The organism is Agromyces allii (assembly GCF_009749385.1).
Classification (GTDB): domain Bacteria; phylum Actinomycetota; class Actinomycetes; order Actinomycetales; family Microbacteriaceae; genus Agromyces; species Agromyces allii.
On sequence record NZ_WBIN01000009.1, the window covers coordinates 24971 to 47001 of the forward strand.

Here is a 22031-nt window from a genome sequence, read left to right on the forward strand (position 1 = left end):
CCCGCACGCGACATCCGGATGCCGCTGACGGGGGTCAGCCGCGCGGGACGCCCGGCGGGCGCACGCGCCCCGCGATGAGCAGACCGACGACCGCGATGCCCACGGTGACGGCGAAGTCGGCCGTGAACGCGCCGGCGCCGACGGCCGACGAGACGAGGGCCGTGACCGCGAGGGCGATCGACGCGCCGAGCGACTCGGAGATCGTGAGGGCGGCGCTGTTGAAGCCCTGCTCCTCGCGCTTGGACTGGGCGAGCACCGAGACCGAGAAGCGGGGGTACATGAAGCCCATCGAGGCGCCGGCGAGCGCCCAGGCCACGAACGCGATGGCCGGGGGCAGCGTGAACGCGGCGACGGCGAGCACGACCAGCAGCGCGAGCACGAGGGTCGTCGCGCCGATCTGCACGGCGCGCGTATCGCTGACCTTGTGCGTGAGCCGGCCCTGCAGCCATGACGCCGCAGCCCAGGTGACTCCGGCACCCGTCAGCACGACGCCCGCGAGGCTCGGCGACATCTCGTAGTTCTCGATGAAGAGATAGGGCAGGTAGACCTCGCTGCCGAAGAAGGCGCCGGCGACGACGAACTTCACGGCGACGGTCGCCGGCATGCCGCGCACGGCATGCAGCGTTCCGGGTGGCAGCAGCGGGCGGGCGGCGAGGGCCGCGACCACGATGCCGAGACCGGCGGCGACCCATCGCCACGGGTCGTCGAGCTCCTTCGCGAGCGAGACCGCGAGAGCAGCGGCGGCTGTTAGCACCGCCCAGCCCACGCGCCCGAGGCTCCACGGAACCGAGGCGTCGCCCTGCACGAGGTCGCGCACCCGCAGGATCGGCGGCACCATCATGGCGGCGGCCGGCACGACGATCACGATGACACCGAGGAACACCCAGTGCCAGCTGAACGCCTCGGCGACGAGCCCGGCGAGCGCCGGCCCCACGATCGACGGGATCACCCACGCGGCCGCGAACCCCGCGAACACCCGCGCGCGCAGCGCCTCGGGGTAGGCGCGGGCGACGATCACGTAGAGCGGCACGATGACGGCCGCACCGCTCAACCCGTGCACGAACCGCCCGAGGATGAACACGGTCATGTCGGTCGCGGTGCCCGCGATCACGAGGCCGACGACGAAGAGCGCGGCCGCCGTGATGAGCGAGGGCAGCGGCCCCGAACGGTCGGTCCAGTTGCCCGCGAGCACCATGCCGATGATGCCCGCGGCCAGCGGCACGGCGAACGAGAGCGCGAACAGCGACTCGCCGTCGAGGTCGCGCACGACGAGCGGCATGATCGTGGTCACGGCCATCGCCTCGAACGCCGCGAGGAAGATCGTCGCGAACATGCCGATCGACAGCCACGTGTAGGGCGCCGACAGCGGGCCCTTCGCGTCGGGCAGGCGGGGGTCGTTCAGCGAGGCCTCGTGAGCGGACGCCTCGTGAGCCGATGCCTCGGCCGACGTGTACGCATCGGCCGCCGGGGCGAGCGAGTACTCGGCCGACTCGAGCTCGGCCGACTCGGCCTCGCCCGTCTCGATCTCGTCGTTCGCAGCCCCGTCGCCCGTTGATCGCATCACTTGATCGAGCCTACGTCGTGCCGCCGACGTTGCGGCCCGCCCCCGGGCCGGTGCGCACGGCTCGACCGGGAAGACCGGCTCGGCCGGGACGACCGGCGAGCCGGCCTAGAGCTCTTCGTGCGTGTCGGGGTCCGCGCCCCAGATGCGGCCGCGCTCGAGGCCGTCGATGGCCGCGACATCCGCCTCGCTCAACTCGAACGAGAACACGTCGAGGTTCGCCCGGCGCCGGTCGGCCTGCGACGACTTCGGGATCGGCACCGAGCCGAGCTGCACGTGCCAGCGCAGCACGACCTGCGGCACCGAGCGGCCGAGGCGCGCGGCGATCTCGGTCAGCACCGGTTCGTTCAGAAGATCGCTCTTGCGGCCGAGCGGGCTCCAGCTCTCGGTGCGGATGCCGTGCTCGGCGTGATAGCCGCGCAGCTCGCGCTGCGAGAAGTACGGGTGCAGCTCGACCTGGTTGACGACCGGCACGACGCCGGTCTCGTGCTCGAGGCGGTCGAGCATGGGCGCCGTGAAGTTCGAGACGCCGATGGAGCGCACGAGCCCCTTCTCGCGCAGGCGGATCATCGCCTTCCAGCTGTCGACGAACTTGTCGACGCTCGGGTTCGGCCAGTGGATGAGGTAGAGGTCGACCCAGTCGAGGTCGAGGCGGGCGCGCGACTCCTCGAAGCTCGCGATCGTCTCGTCGAATCCGTGGTGACGGCCCGGCAGCTTCGTGGCGACGACGAGGTCGCTGCGGTCCACGCCCGAGCGGCGGATCGCCTCGCCCACGACGTCTTCGTTGCCGTAGTTGTAGGCGGTGTCGAGCAGGCGGTAGCCGTCGCCGATGGCGTCGGAGATCGCCTCGACGCCGACCTGCTCGTTGAGCCCGTAGGTGCCGAGGCCGATCGCGGGAATCGTGTTTCCGTCGCGCAGCGCGTAGGAGGGAAGGCTCATTGCTCCATCCTCACGCACGCGGGCGGCAGATGCACGGTCCCCCGCCGTTCGAGGTGGCGCGCAGCGCCGTATCGGCGGCCGACCGCGTGGTCCGAGACAGGCTGGTCTCGATGCGCTCCTGCGTCGCTACCCGACCAGCGGCACCTCGACCGGCGGCACCGCGACCGGCGGCACCTCGGCGAACGCGCGCACCGGGAACGTGCCGAAGCCCTCGACGCGCGGCGGCACGGCCGTGAACCTCGCACCGCGCACGGGCACGCGCTCGAGCGCGGTGAGGTGCTCGACCACGTGGATGCCGGCCTCGAGCAGCAGCGAGTGCGCGGGGCGTTCGCCGCCGGACTCGGTGTCGTCGATGTTCAGGGCGTCGATGCCGACGAGTGCGACGCCGGCCGCCACGAGGTGCCGCGCCCCCGCCTCGGTGAGGAACGGCGAGCCGTGCCCGTACTCGGGCGTGCCGAAGTGGCGGTCGAAGCCGGTGTGCAGCAGCACGGCCGTGCCCGCGAGCTCGCGGTCGAAGAACACCTCCGCCGGGATGCCGCGGCTCGCCGCATCCGTGAGCCGGAAGACCTCGGCGGGCAGCCCGACGAGCGTCTCGAGGTCGAGGCTCGCGAGGTCTCCCCCGTCGGCGTAGCGGTGGAACGGGCTGTCGAGGTAGGTGCCCGTGTTGCCCGCCATGGCGATGACGTCGATCTCGAACTCGGTGCCCGGCGCGTAGACCCCGCGCGACGCCTCGCGCGTGAGATGCGGCGTGATGACGGGCGCGGGGATGCCCGGGTAGGTCACGAGTCCGGCGCGGATCGGGTGGCTGAGGTCGACGAGCGTCCGCGAGGAGGCGTTCACGATGCCGGAGTCGCCCCGTTCGGGCAGCACGCCGCGCGATCCGCGGTGCGCCTCCTCGACGACCTCGAGGTTCGACAGGCGCACGCTGCCCACGAGCGTCAGCCCGAGGTGCCGCACGAGCAGCTCGGCGATCTCCGCCTCGGTCAGGTCGGCCGCAGGCAGGTCGAGGCGGAACGCGTCGGCGCGCAGCCCTCCCCCGTTCGCGAACGCGATGTCGGCGTCGAATCGGGCGCGGTACTCGGTCACTCGGTGTCCTTCGGGTCGGCGGTGCCAGTGGAGGTCGAGGAGACGACGGATGCCGCAGCCGGCGCCGCGGGCACGAGCACGGCCGCCTCAGCCACCGGCGCACCGACGTCGACCGGCTCGCCCGCGCCACCCGCTCGACCGCGGCCGTCGTGGCCGTCGGGGCCGGCCCCGGACCTCAGGCCGCGCACCCGCCGCACGATCGTCACGACGACCGCGGCGAACGCGAGCACCAACGGCACGAACAGGTTCTGCCAGGCGAGCACGAGCAGGCCCGCCGTCATGACGGTCGCGACGACGGCCAGCCACCATCCGAACGACCACCGCTTGAGCAGCAGCGTCGCGGCGAGCATGCCGGCGGCGTAGATCGCGACCATGTTGCTCGTGTGGATGAGGATGAACCCGGTCAGGTCGAGGTCGTTGAGCAGCATCAGACCGAAGTACACGAGGATGATCACGCCCGTGAGCGCGAGCGATCGGCGCGGCACCTCGCCGTCGGCGGCGCCCTTCGCGAAGAACTTCGGCAGGTCGCCGTCGCGGCCGAGCGCGGCGCCGAGCTTGCCGAACGCGGGCAGGTAGGCGTTCATGACGCCGAGTGTGACGATCGCCGCGACGATGGCGACGATCACCGGGCCGATGCCGGGCGCGGTGGTCTCGACGAGGTCGAGCAGCGGCACCTGCCCGTCGCCCGCACGATCGCCGAGCACGGCGACGGTGACGAACTGGAGCGCGAGGTACCCGGCCCCGACCACGACGACGGCGATGCCGGTCGCGAGCGGGATGATCTTGCGCGGGTTCTTGAACTCCCCGGCGATGTGGGTGCCGACCTCCCAGCCTGCGAACGCCCACACGAAGAGGCTGATGGCGACCCCGACGCCGCCCCAGCCGTTCGGGAGGAACGGGGTGAAGTTCGAGGCCTCGGCGGCCGGGAACGTCACGGCGACCACGCCGACGACGACTGCGACGAGCAGTCCGGTGAGCACGAACTGCACCCACCCGGCGACGCGGACGCCGAACCAGTTGACGACGAACGGCGGGATGAAGACCGCGAACCCGATGATCGGCACGGCCGAGCGGTCGATGCCGAGCACGGCGACGACGTACTCGCCGCCGAGCACCGCGAGCACGGGGGCGCCGATGCAGACGCCGAAGTAGAACCAGTACCCGGCCATGCGCGCCGCCGTGTCGCCGAGTGCTCGGCGCACGTAGCTCGCGACGCCGCCCGCGTCGGGGTAGCGCGAGGCGAGGGCGGCGAAGGTTCCGGCGAGCGGGATCGAGAGCACGAGCACGACGGCGACCGCGACGACCGAGGCCGGCCCGGCGGCCGCGGCGGCCAGGCCCGGCAGCACGAGGATGCCCGTGCCGAGCACGCTCGCGATGTACAGGGCCGTGCCCTGCACGAGGCCGAGGCTGCCGTGGCGCTCGGTGGTCGGCGCTGCGCCGCTCGACTCGATGGGTTTCGTGCTCACCCGTTCAGTCTGGGGCATCCGCTCGCCACCATGCGATGGCAGGGCTGACGCACATCGACGACTTCCTGCCAGCCTCGAGGGGCGGATGTCGCGCGCGGCCGCCCGCGGCATCCGTCACCCGAACCCGAACAGGCCCTACAGTCGCGCGAGCGCCTCGTCGATGTCGGCGAGCAGGTCGTCCGCGTCTTCGATGCCGACCGACAGGCGCACGATCGACTCGGCGACCTCGGCGTCGGTTCCGCGAACGGATGCATGCGTCATCGCCCACGGGTGGTTCACGAGCGACTCGACGCCGCCGAGTGACTCGGCGAGCTGGAACAGCGTCGTCGACTCGGCGAACCGGCGGGCCGCCTCACCGCCGCCGGCGAGCTCGATCGAGAGCATGCCGCCGAATCCCGACATCTGGCGCGCCGCGAGCTCGTGGCCGGGGTGCGACTCGAGCCCCGGGTAGTAGACACGTGCGATGCCGTCGTGCTCGGCGAGCCGCTCGGCGATGAGCTGCGCCGTGGCGCTGTGCCGCTGCATCCGGATGCCGAGGGTCTTGATGCCGCGCGTGGTGAGGAACGCGTCGAACGGGCCGGAGACCGCGCCGGCCGCGAACTGGGTGAACGTCACCTGCTCGGCGAGCTCCTCCTGCCCCGGCGCGAACACGAGTGCACCGCCGATGACGTCGGAGTGGCCGCCGAGGTACTTCGTCGTCGAGTGCACGACGACCTGCGCGCCGAGCGCGATCGGCTGCTGCAGCGCGGGCGTCGCGAACGTGTTGTCGACGACGACGAGCGCGCCCGACTCGCGGCCGATCGCCGCGAGCGCAGCAATGTCGGTGATCTTCATGAGCGGGTTCGAGGGCGTCTCGATCCACAGCACCTTCGTGACCCCCGGCTCGATCGCCGCGCGCACCGCGTCGAGGTCGCCCAGGTCGACCGTGCTGTGCCGCACGCCCCAGGCGCCGTGCACCTTGCGGATCAGGCGGTGCGTACCGCCGTACACGTCGTTGCCGACGACGACGTGGTCGCCCGGCGCGAGCACCGTGCGCAGCAGCGCGTCTTCCGCAGCGAGGCCCGACGCGAACGACAGGCCGCGGATGCCGCGCTCCAATGCCGCGAGCTGGGTCTCGAGCGCGGTGCGGGTCGGGTTGCCGCCGCGCGAGTACTCGTAGCCCTCGCGCAGGTTGCCGATGCCGTCCTGCACGTAGGTCGAGGTGAGGTAGACGGGCGGGATCACCGCGCCCGTCGTGGGGTCGAACGCCTGGCCGGCGTGGATCGCGAGCGTGTCGAAGCCGGCGCGGTCGGAGATGTTCATCGTGACATCCGTTTCTGGTTCTGGTTCGGGTCTGAGCGTTCTCGGGGTTCTTGAGCCCCGGGTTCGCGAGGTCTGCGGGACTCGCCGGGTCGCGGCATCCGTCGATTCGAGCGAGCGGATGCCGGCGGCTACGCCGAGAGGTAGGTGAGCAGGTCGGTGCGCGTGATGACGCCGAGGGCCTTGCCGCCGTCGGTCACGAGCATCGCGGAGGCGTCGGCGAACGCCGAGCGCGCCGCCGAGACGGGCTCGTTCACGCCGATGAGCGGCAGCTGCGGGCCCACGACGGCGCCGACCTCGTCGGTGAGCTTGACCTTGCCCGTGAAGACGAGGTCGAGCAGCACGTCTTCGGTGATGGTGCCCTTCACCTCGCCGAGCACGACGGGCGGTTCGGCCGAGAGCACGAGCACCTGCGAGACGCCGGTCGAGGCCATCAGGTCGATCGCCTCGCGCACGCTGTCGTTGGGGTGCACGTAGACGAGCGGCGCCGTGCGGTCGGCCTTGGTCGCGAGCACGTCGGCGATCGTGTGCCCCTCGGGGGCGTTCGAGAAGCCGTACGCGCGCATCCATTTGTCGTTGAAGATCTTGCCGAGGTAGCCGCGGCCGCCGTCGGGCAGCAGCACCACGAACACGTCGTCGGGCGAGGCATCTTTCGCGGCGCGCAACGCCGCCGCGACCGCCATGCCGCTCGAGCCGCCGACGAGCAGACCCTCCTCATTGGCGAGCCGCCTCGTCATCTCGAACGCGTCGCGGTCGGAGACGGCGAGCACCTCGTGCGGCACGGCCGGGTCGAACGTGTCTGGCCACATGTCCTCGCCGACGCCCTCGACGAAGTACGGCCGGCCGGTGCCGCCCGAGTACACCGAGCCCTCGGGGTCGGCGCCGATCACGCGAACCCGGTCGCCCGAGATCTCGCGCAGGTAGCGGCCGGTGCCCGTGATCGTGCCGCCCGTGCCGATGCCGGCCACGAAGTGCGTGATGCGACCTTCGGTGTCGTTCCAGATCTCGGGACCCGTGGTCTCGTAGTGCGCGCGGGGACCGTTGGGGTTCGCGAACTGGTTGGGCTTGTAGGCGCCGGGCGTCTCGCGGACGATGCGGTCGGAGACGCTGTAGTACGACTCGGGGCCGTCGGGGTCGACCGACGTGGGCGTCACGACCACCTGGGCGCCGTACGCCGTGAGCACGTTGCGCTTCTCCTCGCCGAATTTGTCGGGCACGACGAAGATGCAGCGGTAGCCGCGCTGCTGCGCGACGAGCGCGAGCCCCACGCCCGTGTTGCCCGAGGTCGGCTCGACGATGGTGCCGCCGGGCTCCAGCAGGCCGTCGCGCTCGGCCGCGTCGATCATGCGCGACGCGATGCGGTCCTTCACCGAACCGCCCGGGTTCAGGTACTCGAGCTTCACGAGCACGGTCGCCTCGGTCGCCCCGGCGACCACGCGGTTGAGCTTCACGAGCGGCGTGTTGCCGACGAGGTCGACGATGGATTCTGCGTACTTCATGGTGAGGGTTCTCCCCTGGGTGTCGTCATCGTGGTGCGCCGTGCGAGACCCGCTCAGCGGGCGCAGTGGCGCGAAAGGTCATGGTCGGTCTGAGCGACGACAACAACAACACGTGAGCAGCACGAGACACACCCTACCCTGCGGCGGTCTGACTTGCGCGCCGTCGTTTGTCTCTCGCCGTGCCCGCCGCGAAGACCGCCTCGGAGTCCTCGAGGGCCATGCCCTTGGTCTCGGGCACCTTCCAGAGCACGAAGATGAACGACAGCACGGCGAACCCGGCGTACATCGAGTAGGTCCAGAACAACGAGAACTCGGACATCGACGGGAACGACACCGTGATGAGGAAGTTCGCGATCCACTGCGCGGCGGCCGCGAGGCCGAGCGCTCGACCTCGGATGCTGTTCGGGAAGATCTCGCCGAGCAGCACCCACACGAGCGGACCCCACGAGAAGCCGAACGCGACCACGAACAGGTTGGCGGCGACGAGCGCGATCGGTCCCCAGGCTCCCGGCAGGCTCACCTCGCCGTCGACGGTCACCGAGTTGGCGAAGGCGATCGCCATCGTCGCGAGCGTGACCGCCATGCCCGTCGAGCCGATGAGCAGCAGCGGGCGCCGACCGACCTTGTCGACGAGGGCGATCGCGATGAACGTCACCACGATGTTCGTGACCGACGTGAACACGCTGATCGTGAACGAGTCGGACTCGTCGAAGCCGACGGCCTTCCAGAGGGTGGTCGAGTAGTAGAAGATCACGTTGATGCCGACGAACTGCTGGAACACCGACAACAGGATGCCGATCCACACGATGCCCTTGAGGCCGAGCACCGGGCCGCGGAGCGTGCCCTGCGACTCGGCGACCTCGTCGCGGTGCAGCGACCCGGTGATGTCGGCGACGGCCTTCTCGGGGTCGGGGCTGCCGATGCGCTCGAGCACCTCGGCGGCCTGCTTGTCGCGGCCCACCTTGACCAGGTAGCGCGGCGACTCGGGCAGCAGCAGGGCGATCACGCCGTACACGATCGACGGCACGGCGCACGCGAGGAACATCCACCGCCAGGCCTCGAGCCCGAACCAGAACGGCTGGTCTGCGCCGCCCGCGGCCGCCGCGAACAGCGAATCGGAGAGCAGGGCGGCGAAGATGCCGAAGACGATCGCGAGCTGCTGCAGCGATGCGAGCCTGCCGCGGATCGCACTCGGCGAGATCTCGGCGATGTAGGCCGGCGCCACGACCGACGCGATGCCGATGCCCATGCCGCCGAGCACGCGCCAGATGATGAGGTCGACGACGCCGATCGCGAGGCCCGCGCCGATCGACGACACGAGGAAGAGCACCGCGCCGATGATCATCACGGGGATGCGGCCGAACCGGTCGGCCAGGCGCCCCGCGAGCTCGGCGCCGATCGCGCAGCCGAGCAGCGCACTCGCGACGGCGAACCCGGTCACGGCGGCGGAGAGCCCGAAGTCGGCTTGGATCGCGTCGACCGCGCCGTTGACCACCGAGGAGTCGAACCCGAAGAGGAAACCGCCGACGGCACCGGCCGCAGCGAGCCCGATGACCTTGCGATTCACGCTCTTCGGCAATTGCTGCGCATCACCCTTGACACCGCTCATCGGATCCCCCTCGCCCTCGTCGGCGTTCCCCCGGCCGTGCTTTGGAGCCTACCGCCAACCCGGGCTCGTGGGCAGGTGCTCCTGCTGCCGCGAGAGTGTCGCGTAGACGCCGTCGGCCGCCACGAGCTCGGCGTGCGTGCCGCGCTCGACGATGCGCCCTGCGACGACCACGAAGATCACGTCGGCCGAGATGACCGTCGAGAGCCGGTGGGCGATCGCGATCGTGGTGCGCCCCTTCGCGGCGTCGTCGAGGGCCTGCTGCACGACCCGCTCGGAGATCGTGTCGAGCGCGCTCGTCGCCTCGTCGAGCACGAGCACGGGCGGGTCCTTGAGCAGCACGCGCGCGATCGCGATGCGCTGCTTCTCGCCACCAGACAGTCGGTAGCCGCGCTCGCCCACGGTGGTCTCGTAGCCGTCGGGGAAGGACGCGATCGTCTCGTGGATGTTGGCCGCACGGGCCGCCGCCTCGAGCTCTGCGTCGGTCGCGTCGGGCTTCGCGTACCGCAGGTTCTCGGCGATCGAGGCGTGGAAGAGGTAGGTCTCCTGGCTCACGATGCCGATGTTGCGCACGAGCGACTCCTGCCGGAGCTCGCGCACGTCGTCGCCCGCGAACCGCACGACTCCGCCGGTCGCCTCGTACAGCCGGGGAACGAGGTAGGACACCGTCGTCTTCCCGGCGCCCGACGGCCCGACGAACGCCGCGAACTGGCCCGGCTCGATCGCGAAGCTCACGCCGTCGAGCGTCGGCACGGTGTCGTCGGTCGCATCGGGGTACCGGAACGTCACGTTCTCGAACTCGACCCGGCCCAGCGCGGCTCCGGATGCCGCGTCGCGGGCGTCGGGCGCATCGACGATGGTGGGCCGCAGATCGAGGTACTCGAAGATCCGCGCGAACAGCGCGGTCGAGGTCTGGAGGTCGAGCGAGACCCGCATGAGCGCCATGAGCGGGAACAGCAACCGCGCCTGAACGGTCGTGAAGGCCACGATCGTGCCGGCCGTGACATCCGCCGCCCCGTTGGAGATGAGCAGGCCGGACGCGAGGTACACGATCGCGGGGATCGACGACATGAAGATGCCCACCAGGGCGAAGAACCACTGGCCCGTCATCTGCTGGCGCACCTGCAGGCGCACCTGGTTGCGGTTCTCGTCGGCGTAGCGGTCGATCTCGTTCTGCTGCCGGGTGAACGACTTCGAGAGCAGGATGCCCGAGACGCTCAGCGTCTCCTGGGTGATCGCCGTCATCTCGGAGAGCGACTCCTGCGTCTCGCCCGCGATGCGCGCCCGGACCTTGCCGACGCGTCGCTGCGCGAACACCATGAACGGCATCAGCACGAGCGCGACGACCGTCAGCTGCCAGTTGAGGATGAGCATCGCGATGAACGCCGAGATCACGGTGACCGTGTTGCCCAGCACGCTCGAGACGGTGTTCGTCAGCACCGAGGCGACGCCGCCGACGTCGTTCTGCAGGCGCGACTGGATCACGCCCGTCTTCGTGCGCGTGAAGAAGCTCAGCTCCATCGACTGGAGGTGCGTGAACATGCGCACCCGCAGCGCGCCCATGACGTTGTTGCCGATCGTCGCGGTCATCCACGTCTGCCACACGGCGAGCAGCGACGAGACCACGTAGATGCCGATCATCGCGGCCACGATCCAGACGAGCACCTGCAGGTTCGGGCCGGTCGTGGCACCCTCGTTCGCCGGGTCGGGCGGGAACAGGCCCTCGTCGAACGCGCGCTCGGTGAGCAGCGGCGGGATCACGCTGAGGCCGGCCCCCACGAGCACGAGCACGACCACGACCACGAGGGATCCGCGGTGCGGCTGGAACAGCTCGGCGATGCGGCCCAGCAGGTTCGGGATCTTCGGCGCCGCCTCGTTCTCGGCTCGCTGCGCCGACTCGTCGGCCCCCGAGATGCGCGTGCGCGGCTTGCCGAATCGCCCGGTCTGTCCTCCGGGCGCGCCCCCGCCACCGCCGTGCATGCTCATGCGCCAACCCTACGTCCGCCCGCGGACCCGGCCGCCGGTCGCGGACGACCCCGACCGCGCTGTTCGCTTCAGGCTGCTGCCGGTGCCGACGATGCAGGGCGAACGGATGGCGCGGGCGGCCGCCCGCGGCATCCGTCTTCCCTGTGCGTCTGAGGCCCGACTACCCCTTGGTCGCGCCCGCCAGGAGCCCGCGCACGAAGTAGCGCTGCAGGCTGAAGAACACGATCAGCGGAATGATGATCGAGATGAAGGCGGCCGCGGTGAGCAACTGCCAGTCCTGACCTCTCGTGCCGACCAACTCCGCCAATCGTTGCGTGATCGGGGCGACGTCTTGCGTACCGCCCGAGAAGATCAACGCGACGAGCAGGTCGTTCCAGACCCAGATGAACTGGAAGATCGCGAACGACGCGAGCGCCGGGGTCGCGAGCGGAAGCACGATGCGGAAGAACACCTGACCGTGCGTGGCCCCGTCGACCCGCGCCGCCTCGATGACGTCGCCCGGGATGTCGGAGATGAAGTTGTGCAGCAGGAAGATCGCGAGCGGCAGGCCGAACATCGCGTGCGCCAGCCAGAGCGGCAGGTAGTTCTGCTCGGGGATGATCGGCACGATGTCGTGGAGCCACGCCTGCATCGGCCGCAGCACGGTCGAGAAGATCTGCAGCAGCGGCACGAGCGACATCTGCAGCGGGATGATCTGCAGTGCGAACACGAAGATGAAGAGCCAGTTCACCCACTTGAACTTGATCCACGCGAACGCGTAGGCCGCCATCGCCGCGAAGACCAGCGTGATGAGCGTGCCGAGCAGCGTGATCGCGATCGAGTTCACGATGTACGCACCGAGCTGCGGTGACGACGACGACGCCGAGAACAGCACGTCCTGGTAGTTCTCGAGCGTGAAGCCCGGGTTCTGGAAGATCGTCCACCAGCCCGTGGTGCGGATCAGCTCCGCCGGGCGGAACGACGAGATCAGCAGGCCGAACGTCGGGATCGTCCAGAGCACGGCGATGACGATCGATGCGATCGTCGCCGTGCGCGAGGTGAGCCGCTTCTTGACGCGGCCGGCCTTCGTGCTCGGCTCGTGCTCGGCGATCTCCGCGGCCTCGCCGTCGGCGAGTTCGCGATCGATCGGGAGTTCGGCGGGGGCGACGCTGCTCATCGGATCTCCCTCTGCTTGCGGAGCACGTTCACGTTGTAGATGACGATCGGCAGCACCATGACGAAGAGGATCAACGCCAGCGCAGAACCTCGCCCGACCTCGCTCGCCCGGAACGCCTGCGTGTACATCTCGTTCGCGACGACGCTCGTGTTGAAGTTTCCGGCGGTCATCGTTCGGACGATGTCGAAGACCTTGAGCGTGGCGATCGAGATCGTCGTGAACACGACGACCAGCGATCCTCGGATGCCGGGCACCGTCACGTTCATGAACCGCTGCCAGGCGTTGGTGCCGTCGAGCTGCGCGGCTTCGATCTGCTCGCTCGGGACGCCCTTGATGGCCGCGCTCAACAGCACCATCGCGAACCCGGTCTGGATCCAGATCATGATGACGATCAGCAGGATCGTGTTGATCGGGTCGGTCTGCAACCACTGCACCGGGTCGCCGCCGAAGGCGACGACGATCGCGTTCAGCAGGCCGATCTGCTCGCGGTCGCCCGAGCGGTACTCGTAGACGAACCGCCAGATGACGCTCGCCCCGACGAACGAGATCGCGATCGGCATGAACAGGATCACCTTGTAGAACTTCTCGCCGCGCGACCGGTCGATGAACATCGCGTACGCCAGGCCGATCGCGGTCGAGATCACGGGCACGAGCGCGACCCACACGATCGTGTTGATCAGGGTGCGGATCGCCGCGGGCTGCGTGAACATCCAGACGAAGTTGTCGAACGTCCAGTCGCCGCCCTTGTCCTGGAAGGCGAGGATGCCCGTGCGGATGGCGGGGTAGACCAGGCCGACCGCGAGGAAGATCATCGCGGGGGCCAGGAACCCTGCCAGCTGCCAGTAGTCGCGCCCCTTCTTGGGCGCCTTGTCGATGAGGAAGATGAGGAGGCCGACGACCGCCGCGAACACGGCGAGCCCCATCACCACCTGCAGGATCTTGCCGAGCAGATCGGCCGTGGTCATCGTGCCTCCCAAATTCCTCGTTGAATTCAGCCGTGGATGATGCCGGGTTGCCGAGGGGTGGGGCTCCTGGAACCCCACCCCTCGTCGTTACCGTGAGCTCCGGCTCAGGCCGGACGCGTCACGGCGCCGATCAGCTGGTCGGCCAGCTGGCCTCGATCGTGTCGAGCACCTGCTTGGTGTCCTCTCCGCCGACCCACGACACGATGCCCTTCCAGAAGGAGTCGGCGCCGACGGCACCGGGCATCAGGTCGGAACCGTCGAACCGGAACGTGGTCTCGGGATCCTGGAGGATCTCGATGGACTGCACGAGCAGCTCGCTCGACGCGTTCTCGGGGTCGACGCCCTTGTTGGCGCTCACCACGCCGCCGAGGCTGACGCGGTTGTTCGCCCACGTGTCGCTCGACAGGTAGGCGCGCACGGCCTCGACCTCTTCGGCGTCGCGGAACGCGACCGGGAACTCGCCACCGCCCGTGACGGCCTGCGGGTCGTCGGCACTGACCGGCGGCAGCAGGAATCCGAACACGTCGCCGTCGGACGCGACCTTCACCGCGTCGCCGCCGTCGGGGTTCCAGAAGGTCTCGTAGAACGAGGCCTGGTGGTGCAGCGAGCACTCGCCGTCGACGATCGGCAGACCTGCGGTCTGGAACGCCTCGGTGACGAGCGTCGACACGTCGCCGATGCCGCCGTTGACCATGTCGTCGCTCTTCAGGTACTCGCCGACCGAGTCGAACGCCGTGGCGATCTGCGGGTCGTTGAACGGGATCTCGTGCGTCACCCACTGGTCGTAGACGTCGGCGCCGGCCTGGCGGAGCACGAAGTCCTCGACCCAGTCGGTGCCCGGCCAGCCGGTCGCGTCGCCGGACTCGAGGCCGACGCACCAGGGCTTGTGGTCGCCCTCGGCCGCGATGGTCTCGGACAGCGTCTTCAGCTCGTCGAGGGTCTTCGGGATCTCGTAGCCCTTCTCCTCGAACTCGGCCGGCGAGTACCAGACGTACCCCTTGATGCTGGCCATGAGCGGTGCCGCGTAGAAGGTGTCGTCGTAGGTGCCGTACTTCTTCCAGTCCTCGGACCAGAACTCGTCGACGTTGTCTTCGACGGCCTGCGACGCCGGGATCAGCCAGCCGCCGTCTGCGAGACGGGCGAGCAGGCCGGGCTGCGGCACGATGCCGATGTCGGGCGCGTTGCCGCCCTCGGCGAGCACGGCGATCTGCGCCTCGAACTCGCTCGAGCCCTGGTAGTCGATCGCGATGCCGGTGCACTGCTCGAAGTCGGCCCACGACTCGTTGAGGCGGTCGGCCTCGAGGTCGAGGATCGTGCCGGCGATCGTGACCTCGGCGCCGTCGAACGAGCCGTACGACTCGTAGTCGGCGCAGTCGACGTCGGCGTTGTCTTCTTGTGCGATGTCGCCGGTGCAGGCCGTGAGTGTGAGGCCGAGTGCCGCGGCCGCCACGAGCGAGGCCGTCAAACGGCGATGCCCTCTGAGTCTCATGTCTTCTCCTCGTTGAGTAGCGAATGTGGTGCAGGGGCGGACCCGGAACCGGTTCCATCGGCAACGCTATGGGACGGCGGCAAGCCCGCACAAGCGTTTGCCGGTCACGATCGGGCGACGGATGCCTCATCCGACCGCAGGACCGAGACCGGTTCCACTCGGCGGGCGGGGGCACTACGATCGGCCTCGGAACACCCGACGGAGGGAGGCGCGGATGCCCGCCATCGGCGATGTCGCCCGCCTCGCGGGGGTCTCCAAGGCCACGGCGTCACGTGCACTGTCGGGCCGCGGCCACGTCGCCGCCGACACCCGGCGCAGGGTGCAGCTCGCGGCATCCGAGATCGGGTACATCGCGTCGCCCGACGCCGCGAGCCTCGTGACGGGGCGCACGAAGAACATCGGCGTGGTGATCCCGTTCGTGAACCGCTGGTTCTTCGGGGCCGTGCTCGACGGCATCGAGCGCACGCTGCTCGCCGCGGGCTACGACCTCACGCTGTACAACCTGCCGGTCTCGGGGCCGGAGCGCTCGCGCGTCTTCGAGTTCTTCCTGGCCAGGAAACGCGTCGACGCGGTCATCGTGATCGGCGTCGACCTGACGCCCGGCGAGATCGGCGGCCTCGAGCGCCGAGAGAAGCCGGTCGTGTGCATCGGCGGCAGCGGCGAGGTGACCGCGAGGCTCACGATCGACGACCACGGGGTCGGCGCGCTCGCGACCTCGCATCTGCTGCACCTCGGGCACACGCGCATCGCGCACCTCGCGGGCGTCGGCGCGACGAGCCAGCCGGCGAGCGTCGCGGGGCTGCGTGCGGCGGGCTTCCTCGAGACGACGGATGCCGCGGGCCTGCCGCTGCTGGCAGACGAGAGCTCGGCCGGGGGTCCCGGCGCGATCCTCGTCGAGGCCGACATGGGCATGCCGGCGGGATTCGCGGCCGGGCTGCAGCTGCTCGGGCATCCGGCGCACCGGCCCACCGCGGTGTTCGCGGCATCCGACGAGATGGCGTTCGGAGTGATCCGAGCGGCCGAGCGCCTGGGGCTCTCGATGCCGCGCGACCTCTCGGTGATCGGCGTCGACGGGCACGAGCACGCCGAGCTCTTCGACCTCACGACCATCGAGCAGTCGCCCACCGAGCAGGGTCGGCTCGCGGTCGAGGTCGCCCTGCGCATGCTCGGCGGCGAGGGCGGCGGCGGAGGGGCCCCCGACCCGCTGCCCGACTCGGGTGCGCCGATGCCGACGCGGCTCGTGGTGCGCGGCAGCACCGCGCGGCCAGCCGTCGCCTGAGACGACCGCCGCCGGATCGATCGGTGCGGACCTACGCCGCGTCGCCGACCGCGATCGCCTCGGCCTCGACGAGCGCCGGCTCGGCCGGGCCGTCGACCCGGCGCAGGGCCCGACGTCCGAGCACGACGATGAGCGTCGCGATGAGCACCGACCCCGCGGCCGCGTAGTAGGGCGCTTCGGGCGAGATGAGGCGCGCGAGCTCGGCCGCGGCGGGCGGGGCGACCGCACCGCCGAGGAACCGCACCGCCGAGTAGGCGCTCGACGCGACCGAACGCTGCAGGTCGGTCGCCTCCATCACGCACTCGGTGAGCACGGTGTTCAGCACGCCGAGCACGAGCCCGCCGACGACGATCCAGACCACGAGCCACGCGGGCGACGAGATCGAGAGGCCCGCCGCGGCGAGCACGACCGCCAGCAGGGGCAGCGCGATCCACAGCACGCGAGTGCGCGGCATCCGTGCGGTCAGCAGGGGTGCGACGAAGACCGACGTGATCGCGAGCGCGACGCCCCACCCGAAGAAGGTGAAGCCCAGGCCGAGCGCGTCGAAGCCGAGCGGGAACGGCGAGTACGCGAGCAGCACGAAGAAGCCGATGTTGTAGAACAGGGCGGCACCGGCGAGCACCGCGAGGGCGGGCTGCCGCAGCGCGCGGATCGGCGCCGAGAGCCGGGTCGGCTCGGGCCTCGCCGCGTCGGGGTCGCGCTTGAGCAGCACGAGGATCGCGATGAACCCGATCGCCATGAGGGCTGCGGTGCCGAAGAACGGACCGCGCCAGCTGAGGTGGCCGAGCAGGCCGCCCAGCAGTGGGCCGATCGCGATGCCGAGGCCGAGCGCCGCCTCGTAGAGGATGATCGCCGAGCCCGTGCCGCCCGAGGCCGCGCCGACGATCGTCGCGAGCGCGGTCGAGATGAAGAGCGCGTTGCCGAGGCCCCAGCCCGCGCGGAAGCCGATGATCTCCTCGACGTTCTGCGAGAGCCCCGCCGCCGCCGCGAACACGACGATGATGGCGAGCCCGATGAGCAGCGTCTTCTTCGCCCCGATGCGGCTCGAGATCCAGCTCGTGCCGAGCATGGCGAAGCCCGTGACGAGCAGGTAGCTCGTGAAGAGCATCTCGGTCTCGGTCGGGGTCGCCTGCAGGCTCTCGGCGATCGCGGGCAGGATCGGGTCGACGAGCCCGATGCCCATGAATGCGATGACGCTCGCGAAGGCGACGGCCCAGACGGCCTTCGGCTGCTTCAGGATCGAGGCGGATGCCGCGTGGCCGCCGCCGTGGCCCGAGCCGCCGCCGCGGGTGGCGGGTGCCGCGGGTGCCGCGGCGATGCTGCCGGTCTGCGCGCTCATGCCGACTTGCCCTCGCGGAGCGCCTCGCGCGCCCGCTCGAGTCGGCTGCGCACGATCTCGACGGAGGCCGCGAGCGTCGCGATCTCGTCGTCGGAGAGGTCGTCGAAGGTGGGCTCGAGCGCGGCGGTGACCTCGTCGCGCCACGCGGCGAGGGCCGCGAGACCGCTCGGGTCGGCCGAGATGAGCCACGCCCTCGCATCGCCGGCGTCGGCGATGCGCCGGATCCATCCGCGCTCGTCGAGCGTGTGCACGAGCTTGGTCATGGTGGGCTGGCTCACCCGGCTGACGCGGGCGAGCTCGCCGAGTCGCATGGGGCCGAGATCGCGCAGCACGACGATGGTGCGCCAGATCGCGGGCGATTCGGTGTTGCCGCTGACGGATGCCGCGAGTCGGGTGAGTCGGTTGTTCACCGAGATGAGGTCGCCGAGCACGGTGCGGAGTTCTGAGGTCACGCTCCCAGTATACATAGCCAAGCTATGTAACTATCCCGCCGGACGCCATCGGCCGCCCGGATGCACGAATGCCCCGTGACTCATGACGAGTCACGGGGCATCCGTTCAGTTCAGGTGACGCTGGTCACCTCAAGCCGAGTGCGCCCGGATCGGGCGCGCCGGATTACTTGAGGGTGACGGTGGCGCCAGCAGCCTCGAGGGCCTCCTTGGCCTTCTCGGCGGCTTCCTTGTTCGCGCCCTCGAGCACGGCCTTGGGAGCACCGTCGACGACGGCCTTGGCCTCGCCGAGACCGAGCGAGGTGAGCTCGCGGACGGTCTTGATGACCTGGATCTTCTTGTCGCCGGCAGCCTCGAGGATGACGTCGAAGGAGTCCTTCTCCTCAACCTCTTCAGCAGCAGCGCCAGCGCCGCCGGCAGCGGCGACGGGAGCGGCAGCGGTGACTTCGAACTTCTCCTCGAACGCCTTCACGAACTCGCTGAGCTCGACAAGCGTCAGGCCGGCAAACTGCTCGAGCAGCTCTTCGGTGGTGAGCTTCGCCATGATGTATCTCCTAATAGATGGGGTTTGTAGAACGAGAACGTCGGGCGCTTACGCGGCCTCGGCGGTCTCCAGCTTTTCGCGAAGCGCGTCGATGGTGGCGGCAGCCTTGCCCATCGTCGCCTTCATCATTCCCGCTGCCTTCGCAAGCAGAACCTCGCGGCTCTCGAGCGAGGCGTACTTGTTGACCTCGTCGGCGTTGAGGGTCTTGCCCTCGAAGACGCCGCCCTTGATCACAAGATTCGGGTTTGCCTTGGCGAAGTCACGAACGGCCTTGGCAGTGGCGACGAAGTCGCCGTGCACGAAGGCGACGGCGGACGGACCGGTGAGGTCGTCGTCCAGCGTCGTGATCCCCGCGTTGTTCGCGGCGATCTTGGTCAGCGTGTTCTTCACCACGGCGTAGCTCGCGTCCTGACGGATGCTGTTGCGCAGCTGCTTGAGCTGTGCAACCGTCAGGCCGCGGTATTCGGTCAGCAGAACGGCAGCAGAGCTCTCGAACAGGTTCGTGAGTTCGGCAACCGAGGCTTCCTTGTTCGCCATGGCCACTCCTTGAGTATTCAACGTGCATCACGGTGGCGATGCACGGCTTCGGATCGCGACTGGGTGGCGAGGTGGTGCGAACAAACAAAAAGGCTCCGGCGCAGTTGCGCGGAGCCTGGCCCGATTCGCATCGGAAAGTCTTCGTCACACCTGCGCGGGCCCTTGCTTTCGCAAGACTTCGGTCGGCTTCTCGGGGATGAACCCGGGCGGCACGACAACCAGCGGTCTTCGGCTTCGGACCACATTACCGGATGCCGCCGGCTCGGCCAAATCGGGCCGCAGGCGGCCGCCCGCGGCATCCGCCCATCGGATCGGCCCACGCGGGAATAGTTGACCGAAGTCCAAAGTTGACTCAATGCAACCATTTATATATAGTTGCTCTATATCAACCTTGTGAATCGACAAGACGTGCAAGACGTAAGGAAACACACGTGACTTCTGTGACAGACAAGCCCACGACCGGCAGCATGCCGGCCGCGTCGGCGCAACGCACCCCGCGCGAGGTGATCGTCGCGATCTCCGGCCTAGTCGTGGCGATGTTCGTCGCCGTCATCTCCGGCACGGTCGTCTCGACCTCGATGCCGCTCATCATCGCCGACCTCGGCGGCGACCAGACCGCCTACACCTGGGTCATCACCGCGAGCCTGCTCGCCATGGCCGTCTCGACCCCGATCTGGGGCAAGCTCGCCGACCTGGTGAACCGCAAGGTGCTGCTCATCTCGGCGATCAGCCTCTTCGTCGTCGGCACGGCGATCGCCGGCTTCGCCCAGGACACCACGACCCTCATCGCCGTCCGCGTGATCCAGGGCCTCGGCGCGGGTGGCCTCATGTCGCTCGTCATGATCCTCATCGCGGTCATCATCTCGCCGCGCGAGCGCGGCAAGTACATGGGCTTCGTCGGCGGCATCATGGCCGTCGCGACCATCGGCGGCCCGCTGCTCGGCGGCGTCGTGACCGACGCCTGGGGTTGGCGCGCCAACTTCTTCCTGCCGATCCCGCTCGCGATCATCGCGCTCATCGTCATCCAGCGCACGCTGCACCTTCCGCCCATGCCCAAGCGCGCCGTGAAGATCGACTACGTCGGCATCGCGCTGCTCACGGTCGGCGTCTCGCTGCTGCTCATCTGGGTCTCCCTCGGCGGGAGCGAGTTCGAGTGGGACTCGATGACGAGCTACGTCGTGATCGGCGTCTCGGCCGCGGCCATCATCGGCTTCGTGGTCACCGAGTTCTTCGTGCCGGAGCCCATCGTGCCGATGACGCTCTTCAAGAACCGCACCTTCACGCTCGCCGTCATCGCGTCCATCGCGATCGGCGTCTCGATGTTCGCGACCAGCGTGTTCCTCGCGCAGTACTTCCAGCTCGCCCGTGGCGCGACCCCGACCGAGTCTGGCCTCATGACGATCCCCATGATCGTCGGCCAGATGGGCGCCTCGATCCTCGTCGGCGCACTCATCAGCAAGTTCGGCAAGTGGAAGCGCTTCATGGTGCTCGGCTCGCTGCTCGTCGTCGCCGGCGGCTACCTCATGACGACGCTCGACTACGACACCGACTACCTCTGGGTCAGCGTCTACATGGTCGTGCTCGGCGCGGGCCTCGGCATGGTCATGCAGAACCTCACGCTCGTCGTGCAGAACGACACCCCGGCCTCGCAGCTGGGTGCCGCGAGCTCGAACGTGAACTTCTTCCGCACCATCGCGGGCACCATCGGCGTCACCGTCATGGGCTCGCTGCTGGCCACGCAGGTCACGACGCACATCACGTCGGGCCTGAAGAACTTCACGCCCACCTCGCCCGAGGAGATCGACGCGCTGAAGGGCCTCGCCGGCGGCGGCATCCCCCACGTCTCGCAGCTGCCCGAGGGCATCCGCGTGATCATCGAGAACGCCTACGGCAACGGCATCGCCGATGTCTTCTGGGTCACCGTGCCGCTCGCGCTGCTCAGCGTGATCGCGATCGCCTTCCTGCCGAACAAGGCCCTCTCGACGAAGACCTCGGCCGAGCAGCTGAAGGAGGAGTTCGAGCAGGTCGCGATCGACCTGGCCGAAGCCGAGATCGGTGCACCCGTGACCTCGTCGATCCAGCTCGTCGAGACGGATGCCGCGGCGGACGCCCCCTCGAAGGCGACCGCCGGCACGGGCAACCGCCCGTCGGCGGCCGGCTCCGACACGGCCGACACCACGACCGCCCGATAACATGACGCTCGTGACCGAGGCCTCCGACCAGACCGACTCCGGCGAGTCGATCGAGCTGATCGACGCGATCGACTCGACGGCCGACCAGGCCACGGCCTCCGCCATCGCCGAGGTCGAAGAACAGCTGAGCATGCTGTTCAACCGGGTCCGCACGGTCTGGAAGGAGGCGGCCCAGCAGATCCACCCCGATCTGCAACCGGCCGCCTACAAGCTGCTCTCGTCGATCACGCGCCTCGGCACGACCAACGCGCACGTACTCGCGGAGATGTACGAGATGGACAAGTCCGTCGTCAGTCGCCAGATCCGCGTGCTCGAGGAGTTCGGCCTGGTCGAGACCCGGGCCGACGAGCACGACGGCCGCGTCCGGGTGCTCGTCGCGACGCCCAAGGCGATCGAGCGCGTGCAGAGCGTGCGCGATGCCAACCAGCAGCGCCTGCGCGACGTGCTCACCGGTCGGCCAGAGGCCGAGCTCCGCCGCTTCGCCGACCTGCTGCGGAGCATCGGCAACGCCTGACGCCCGGTCGCCGCGAACGTCCGAAGGCCCGCCCTCCATCTGGAGGGCGGGCCTTCGTCGCGTGCGACGCCGGTCGAGGAGGCGCGCCAGCGCCGTCTCGAGACCAGCGTTGCGGCCGGGCGCTG

Annotated in this window: 18 protein-coding genes; 3 read left to right on the forward strand and 15 right to left on the reverse strand. The window is 69.5% G+C overall.

The features are described 5' to 3' along the window. Nucleotides 1–34 precede the first annotated feature (34 nt). The 11 genes from GQR16_RS12505 to GQR16_RS12555 form a co-directional block, all read right to left on the reverse strand. Complete coding sequence (locus GQR16_RS12505) at nucleotides 35–1561, reverse strand: MFS transporter (RefSeq protein WP_157415526.1); 1527 nt, start codon at nucleotides 1559–1561, stop codon at nucleotides 35–37. A 108-nt stretch (nucleotides 1562–1669) separates the two neighbouring features. Beyond that, nucleotides 1670–2500 (reverse strand): aldo/keto reductase, encoded by an 831-nt coding sequence (locus GQR16_RS12510; protein ID WP_157415489.1) that lies wholly within the window; start codon nucleotides 2498–2500, stop codon nucleotides 1670–1672. Nucleotides 2501–2626: 126 nt separating this feature from the next. Further along, the gene (locus GQR16_RS12515) at nucleotides 2627–3586 is read right to left on the reverse strand and encodes a cyclase family protein (RefSeq protein WP_157415490.1); all 960 of its coding nucleotides are present in this window, start codon (nucleotides 3584–3586) and stop codon (nucleotides 2627–2629) included. Continuing rightward, nucleotides 3583–5052: an APC family permease gene (locus GQR16_RS12520; RefSeq protein WP_246200801.1), complete on the reverse strand. Its 1470-nt coding sequence runs from the start codon at nucleotides 5050–5052 to the stop codon at nucleotides 3583–3585. Before GQR16_RS12520 ends, GQR16_RS12515 begins: the two co-directional genes overlap by 4 nt. 135 nt (nucleotides 5053–5187) lie before the next feature. After that, complete coding sequence (locus GQR16_RS12525) at nucleotides 5188–6354, reverse strand: cystathionine gamma-synthase (RefSeq protein ID WP_157415492.1); 1167 nt, start codon at nucleotides 6352–6354, stop codon at nucleotides 5188–5190. A 128-nt stretch (nucleotides 6355–6482) separates the two neighbouring features. Further along, nucleotides 6483–7850 (reverse strand): cystathionine beta-synthase, encoded by a 1368-nt coding sequence (locus GQR16_RS12530; protein ID WP_157415493.1) that lies wholly within the window; start codon nucleotides 7848–7850, stop codon nucleotides 6483–6485. Between the two features lie 133 nt (nucleotides 7851–7983). Continuing rightward, the gene (locus GQR16_RS12535) at nucleotides 7984–9459 is read right to left on the reverse strand and encodes a sugar porter family MFS transporter (protein ID WP_157415494.1); all 1476 of its coding nucleotides are present in this window, start codon (nucleotides 9457–9459) and stop codon (nucleotides 7984–7986) included. A 48-nt stretch (nucleotides 9460–9507) separates the two neighbouring features. Continuing rightward, entirely contained in the window at nucleotides 9508–11442 is a 1935-nt protein-coding gene (locus GQR16_RS12540) for an ABC transporter ATP-binding protein (RefSeq protein ID WP_425482623.1), read from the reverse strand. Between the two features lie 160 nt (nucleotides 11443–11602). Beyond that, nucleotides 11603–12598 carry a carbohydrate ABC transporter permease gene (locus tag GQR16_RS12545; RefSeq protein WP_157415495.1) on the reverse strand — a complete coding sequence of 332 codons (996 nt, stop codon included), beginning with the start codon at nucleotides 12596–12598 and terminating at the stop codon, nucleotides 11603–11605. Further along, nucleotides 12595–13563, reverse strand: a complete 969-nt coding sequence (locus tag GQR16_RS12550) for a carbohydrate ABC transporter permease (RefSeq protein WP_157415496.1) — start codon at nucleotides 13561–13563, stop codon at nucleotides 12595–12597. The genes GQR16_RS12545 and GQR16_RS12550 overlap by 4 nt, the downstream gene beginning before the upstream one ends. Nucleotides 13564–13693: 130 nt before the next feature. Beyond that, nucleotides 13694–15052 carry an ABC transporter substrate-binding protein gene (locus GQR16_RS12555; protein WP_157415497.1) on the reverse strand — a complete coding sequence of 453 codons (1359 nt, stop codon included), beginning with the start codon at nucleotides 15050–15052 and terminating at the stop codon, nucleotides 13694–13696. Nucleotides 15053–15266: 214 nt separating this feature from the next. Between GQR16_RS12555 and GQR16_RS12560 the strand changes: the two genes are divergently transcribed. Then, nucleotides 15267–16331 (forward strand): LacI family DNA-binding transcriptional regulator, encoded by a 1065-nt coding sequence (locus tag GQR16_RS12560; protein WP_170298492.1) that lies wholly within the window; start codon nucleotides 15267–15269, stop codon nucleotides 16329–16331. Between the two features lie 31 nt (nucleotides 16332–16362). Here GQR16_RS12560 and GQR16_RS12565 read toward each other — a convergent pair whose 3' ends face one another. From GQR16_RS12565 to rplJ, 4 genes are all read right to left on the reverse strand, one after another. After that, nucleotides 16363–17670 (reverse strand): MFS transporter, encoded by a 1308-nt coding sequence (locus GQR16_RS12565; protein WP_157415499.1) that lies wholly within the window; start codon nucleotides 17668–17670, stop codon nucleotides 16363–16365. Beyond that, nucleotides 17667–18122 (reverse strand): MarR family winged helix-turn-helix transcriptional regulator, encoded by a 456-nt coding sequence (locus tag GQR16_RS12570; protein ID WP_246200803.1) that lies wholly within the window; start codon nucleotides 18120–18122, stop codon nucleotides 17667–17669. The genes GQR16_RS12565 and GQR16_RS12570 overlap by 4 nt, the downstream gene beginning before the upstream one ends. Before the next feature lie 163 nt (nucleotides 18123–18285). Next, complete coding sequence (rplL, locus tag GQR16_RS12575; protein ID WP_067873065.1) at nucleotides 18286–18663, reverse strand: 50S ribosomal protein L7/L12; 378 nt, start codon at nucleotides 18661–18663, stop codon at nucleotides 18286–18288. Nucleotides 18664–18711: 48 nt separating this feature from the next. Continuing rightward, on the reverse strand, nucleotides 18712–19200 hold the full coding sequence (rplJ, locus tag GQR16_RS12580) for a 50S ribosomal protein L10 (protein WP_092964227.1): 489 nt from the start codon (nucleotides 19198–19200) through the stop codon (nucleotides 18712–18714). A 467-nt stretch (nucleotides 19201–19667) separates the two neighbouring features. On the opposite strand from rplJ, the gene GQR16_RS12585 reads away from it, so the two are divergent. Continuing rightward, entirely contained in the window at nucleotides 19668–21392 is a 1725-nt protein-coding gene (locus tag GQR16_RS12585; RefSeq protein ID WP_157415528.1) for an MDR family MFS transporter, read from the forward strand. 10 nt (nucleotides 21393–21402) lie between these two features. Next, entirely contained in the window at nucleotides 21403–21906 is a 504-nt protein-coding gene (locus GQR16_RS12590; protein ID WP_170298493.1) for a MarR family winged helix-turn-helix transcriptional regulator, read from the forward strand. The last annotated feature ends 125 nt before the right edge of the window (nucleotides 21907–22031 follow it).

Bases quoted from the DNA above. Each gene is read 5' to 3' on its own strand.
- rplJ (WP_092964227.1), bottom strand. From the start codon at position 19,200: ATGGCGAACAAGGAAGCCTCGGTTGCCGAACTCACGAACCTGTTCGAG.
- GQR16_RS12525 (WP_157415492.1), bottom strand. From the start codon at position 6,354: ATGAACATCTCCGACCGCGCCGGCTTCGACACGCTCGCGATCCACGCC.
- GQR16_RS12560 (WP_170298492.1), top strand. From the start codon at position 15,267: ATGCCCGCCATCGGCGATGTCGCCCGCCTCGCGGGGGTCTCCAAGGCC.
- GQR16_RS12535 (WP_157415494.1), bottom strand. From the start codon at position 9,459: ATGAGCGGTGTCAAGGGTGATGCGCAGCAATTGCCGAAGAGCGTGAAT.
- GQR16_RS12505 (WP_157415526.1), bottom strand. From the start codon at position 1,561: ATGCGATCAACGGGCGACGGGGCTGCGAACGACGAGATCGAGACGGGC.
- GQR16_RS12545 (WP_157415495.1), bottom strand. From the start codon at position 12,598: ATGAGCAGCGTCGCCCCCGCCGAACTCCCGATCGATCGCGAACTCGCC.
- GQR16_RS12585 (WP_157415528.1), top strand. From the start codon at position 19,668: ATGCCGGCCGCGTCGGCGCAACGCACCCCGCGCGAGGTGATCGTCGCG.
- GQR16_RS12565 (WP_157415499.1), bottom strand. From the start codon at position 17,670: ATGAGCGCGCAGACCGGCAGCATCGCCGCGGCACCCGCGGCACCCGCC.
- GQR16_RS12555 (WP_157415497.1), bottom strand. From the start codon at position 15,052: ATGAGACTCAGAGGGCATCGCCGTTTGACGGCCTCGCTCGTGGCGGCC.
- GQR16_RS12550 (WP_157415496.1), bottom strand. From the start codon at position 13,563: ATGACCACGGCCGATCTGCTCGGCAAGATCCTGCAGGTGGTGATGGGG.
- GQR16_RS12510 (WP_157415489.1), bottom strand. From the start codon at position 2,500: ATGAGCCTTCCCTCCTACGCGCTGCGCGACGGAAACACGATTCCCGCG.
- rplL (WP_067873065.1), bottom strand. From the start codon at position 18,663: ATGGCGAAGCTCACCACCGAAGAGCTGCTCGAGCAGTTTGCCGGCCTG.
- GQR16_RS12540 (WP_425482623.1), bottom strand. From the start codon at position 11,442: ATGAGCATGCACGGCGGTGGCGGGGGCGCGCCCGGAGGACAGACCGGG.
- GQR16_RS12530 (WP_157415493.1), bottom strand. From the start codon at position 7,850: ATGAAGTACGCAGAATCCATCGTCGACCTCGTCGGCAACACGCCGCTC.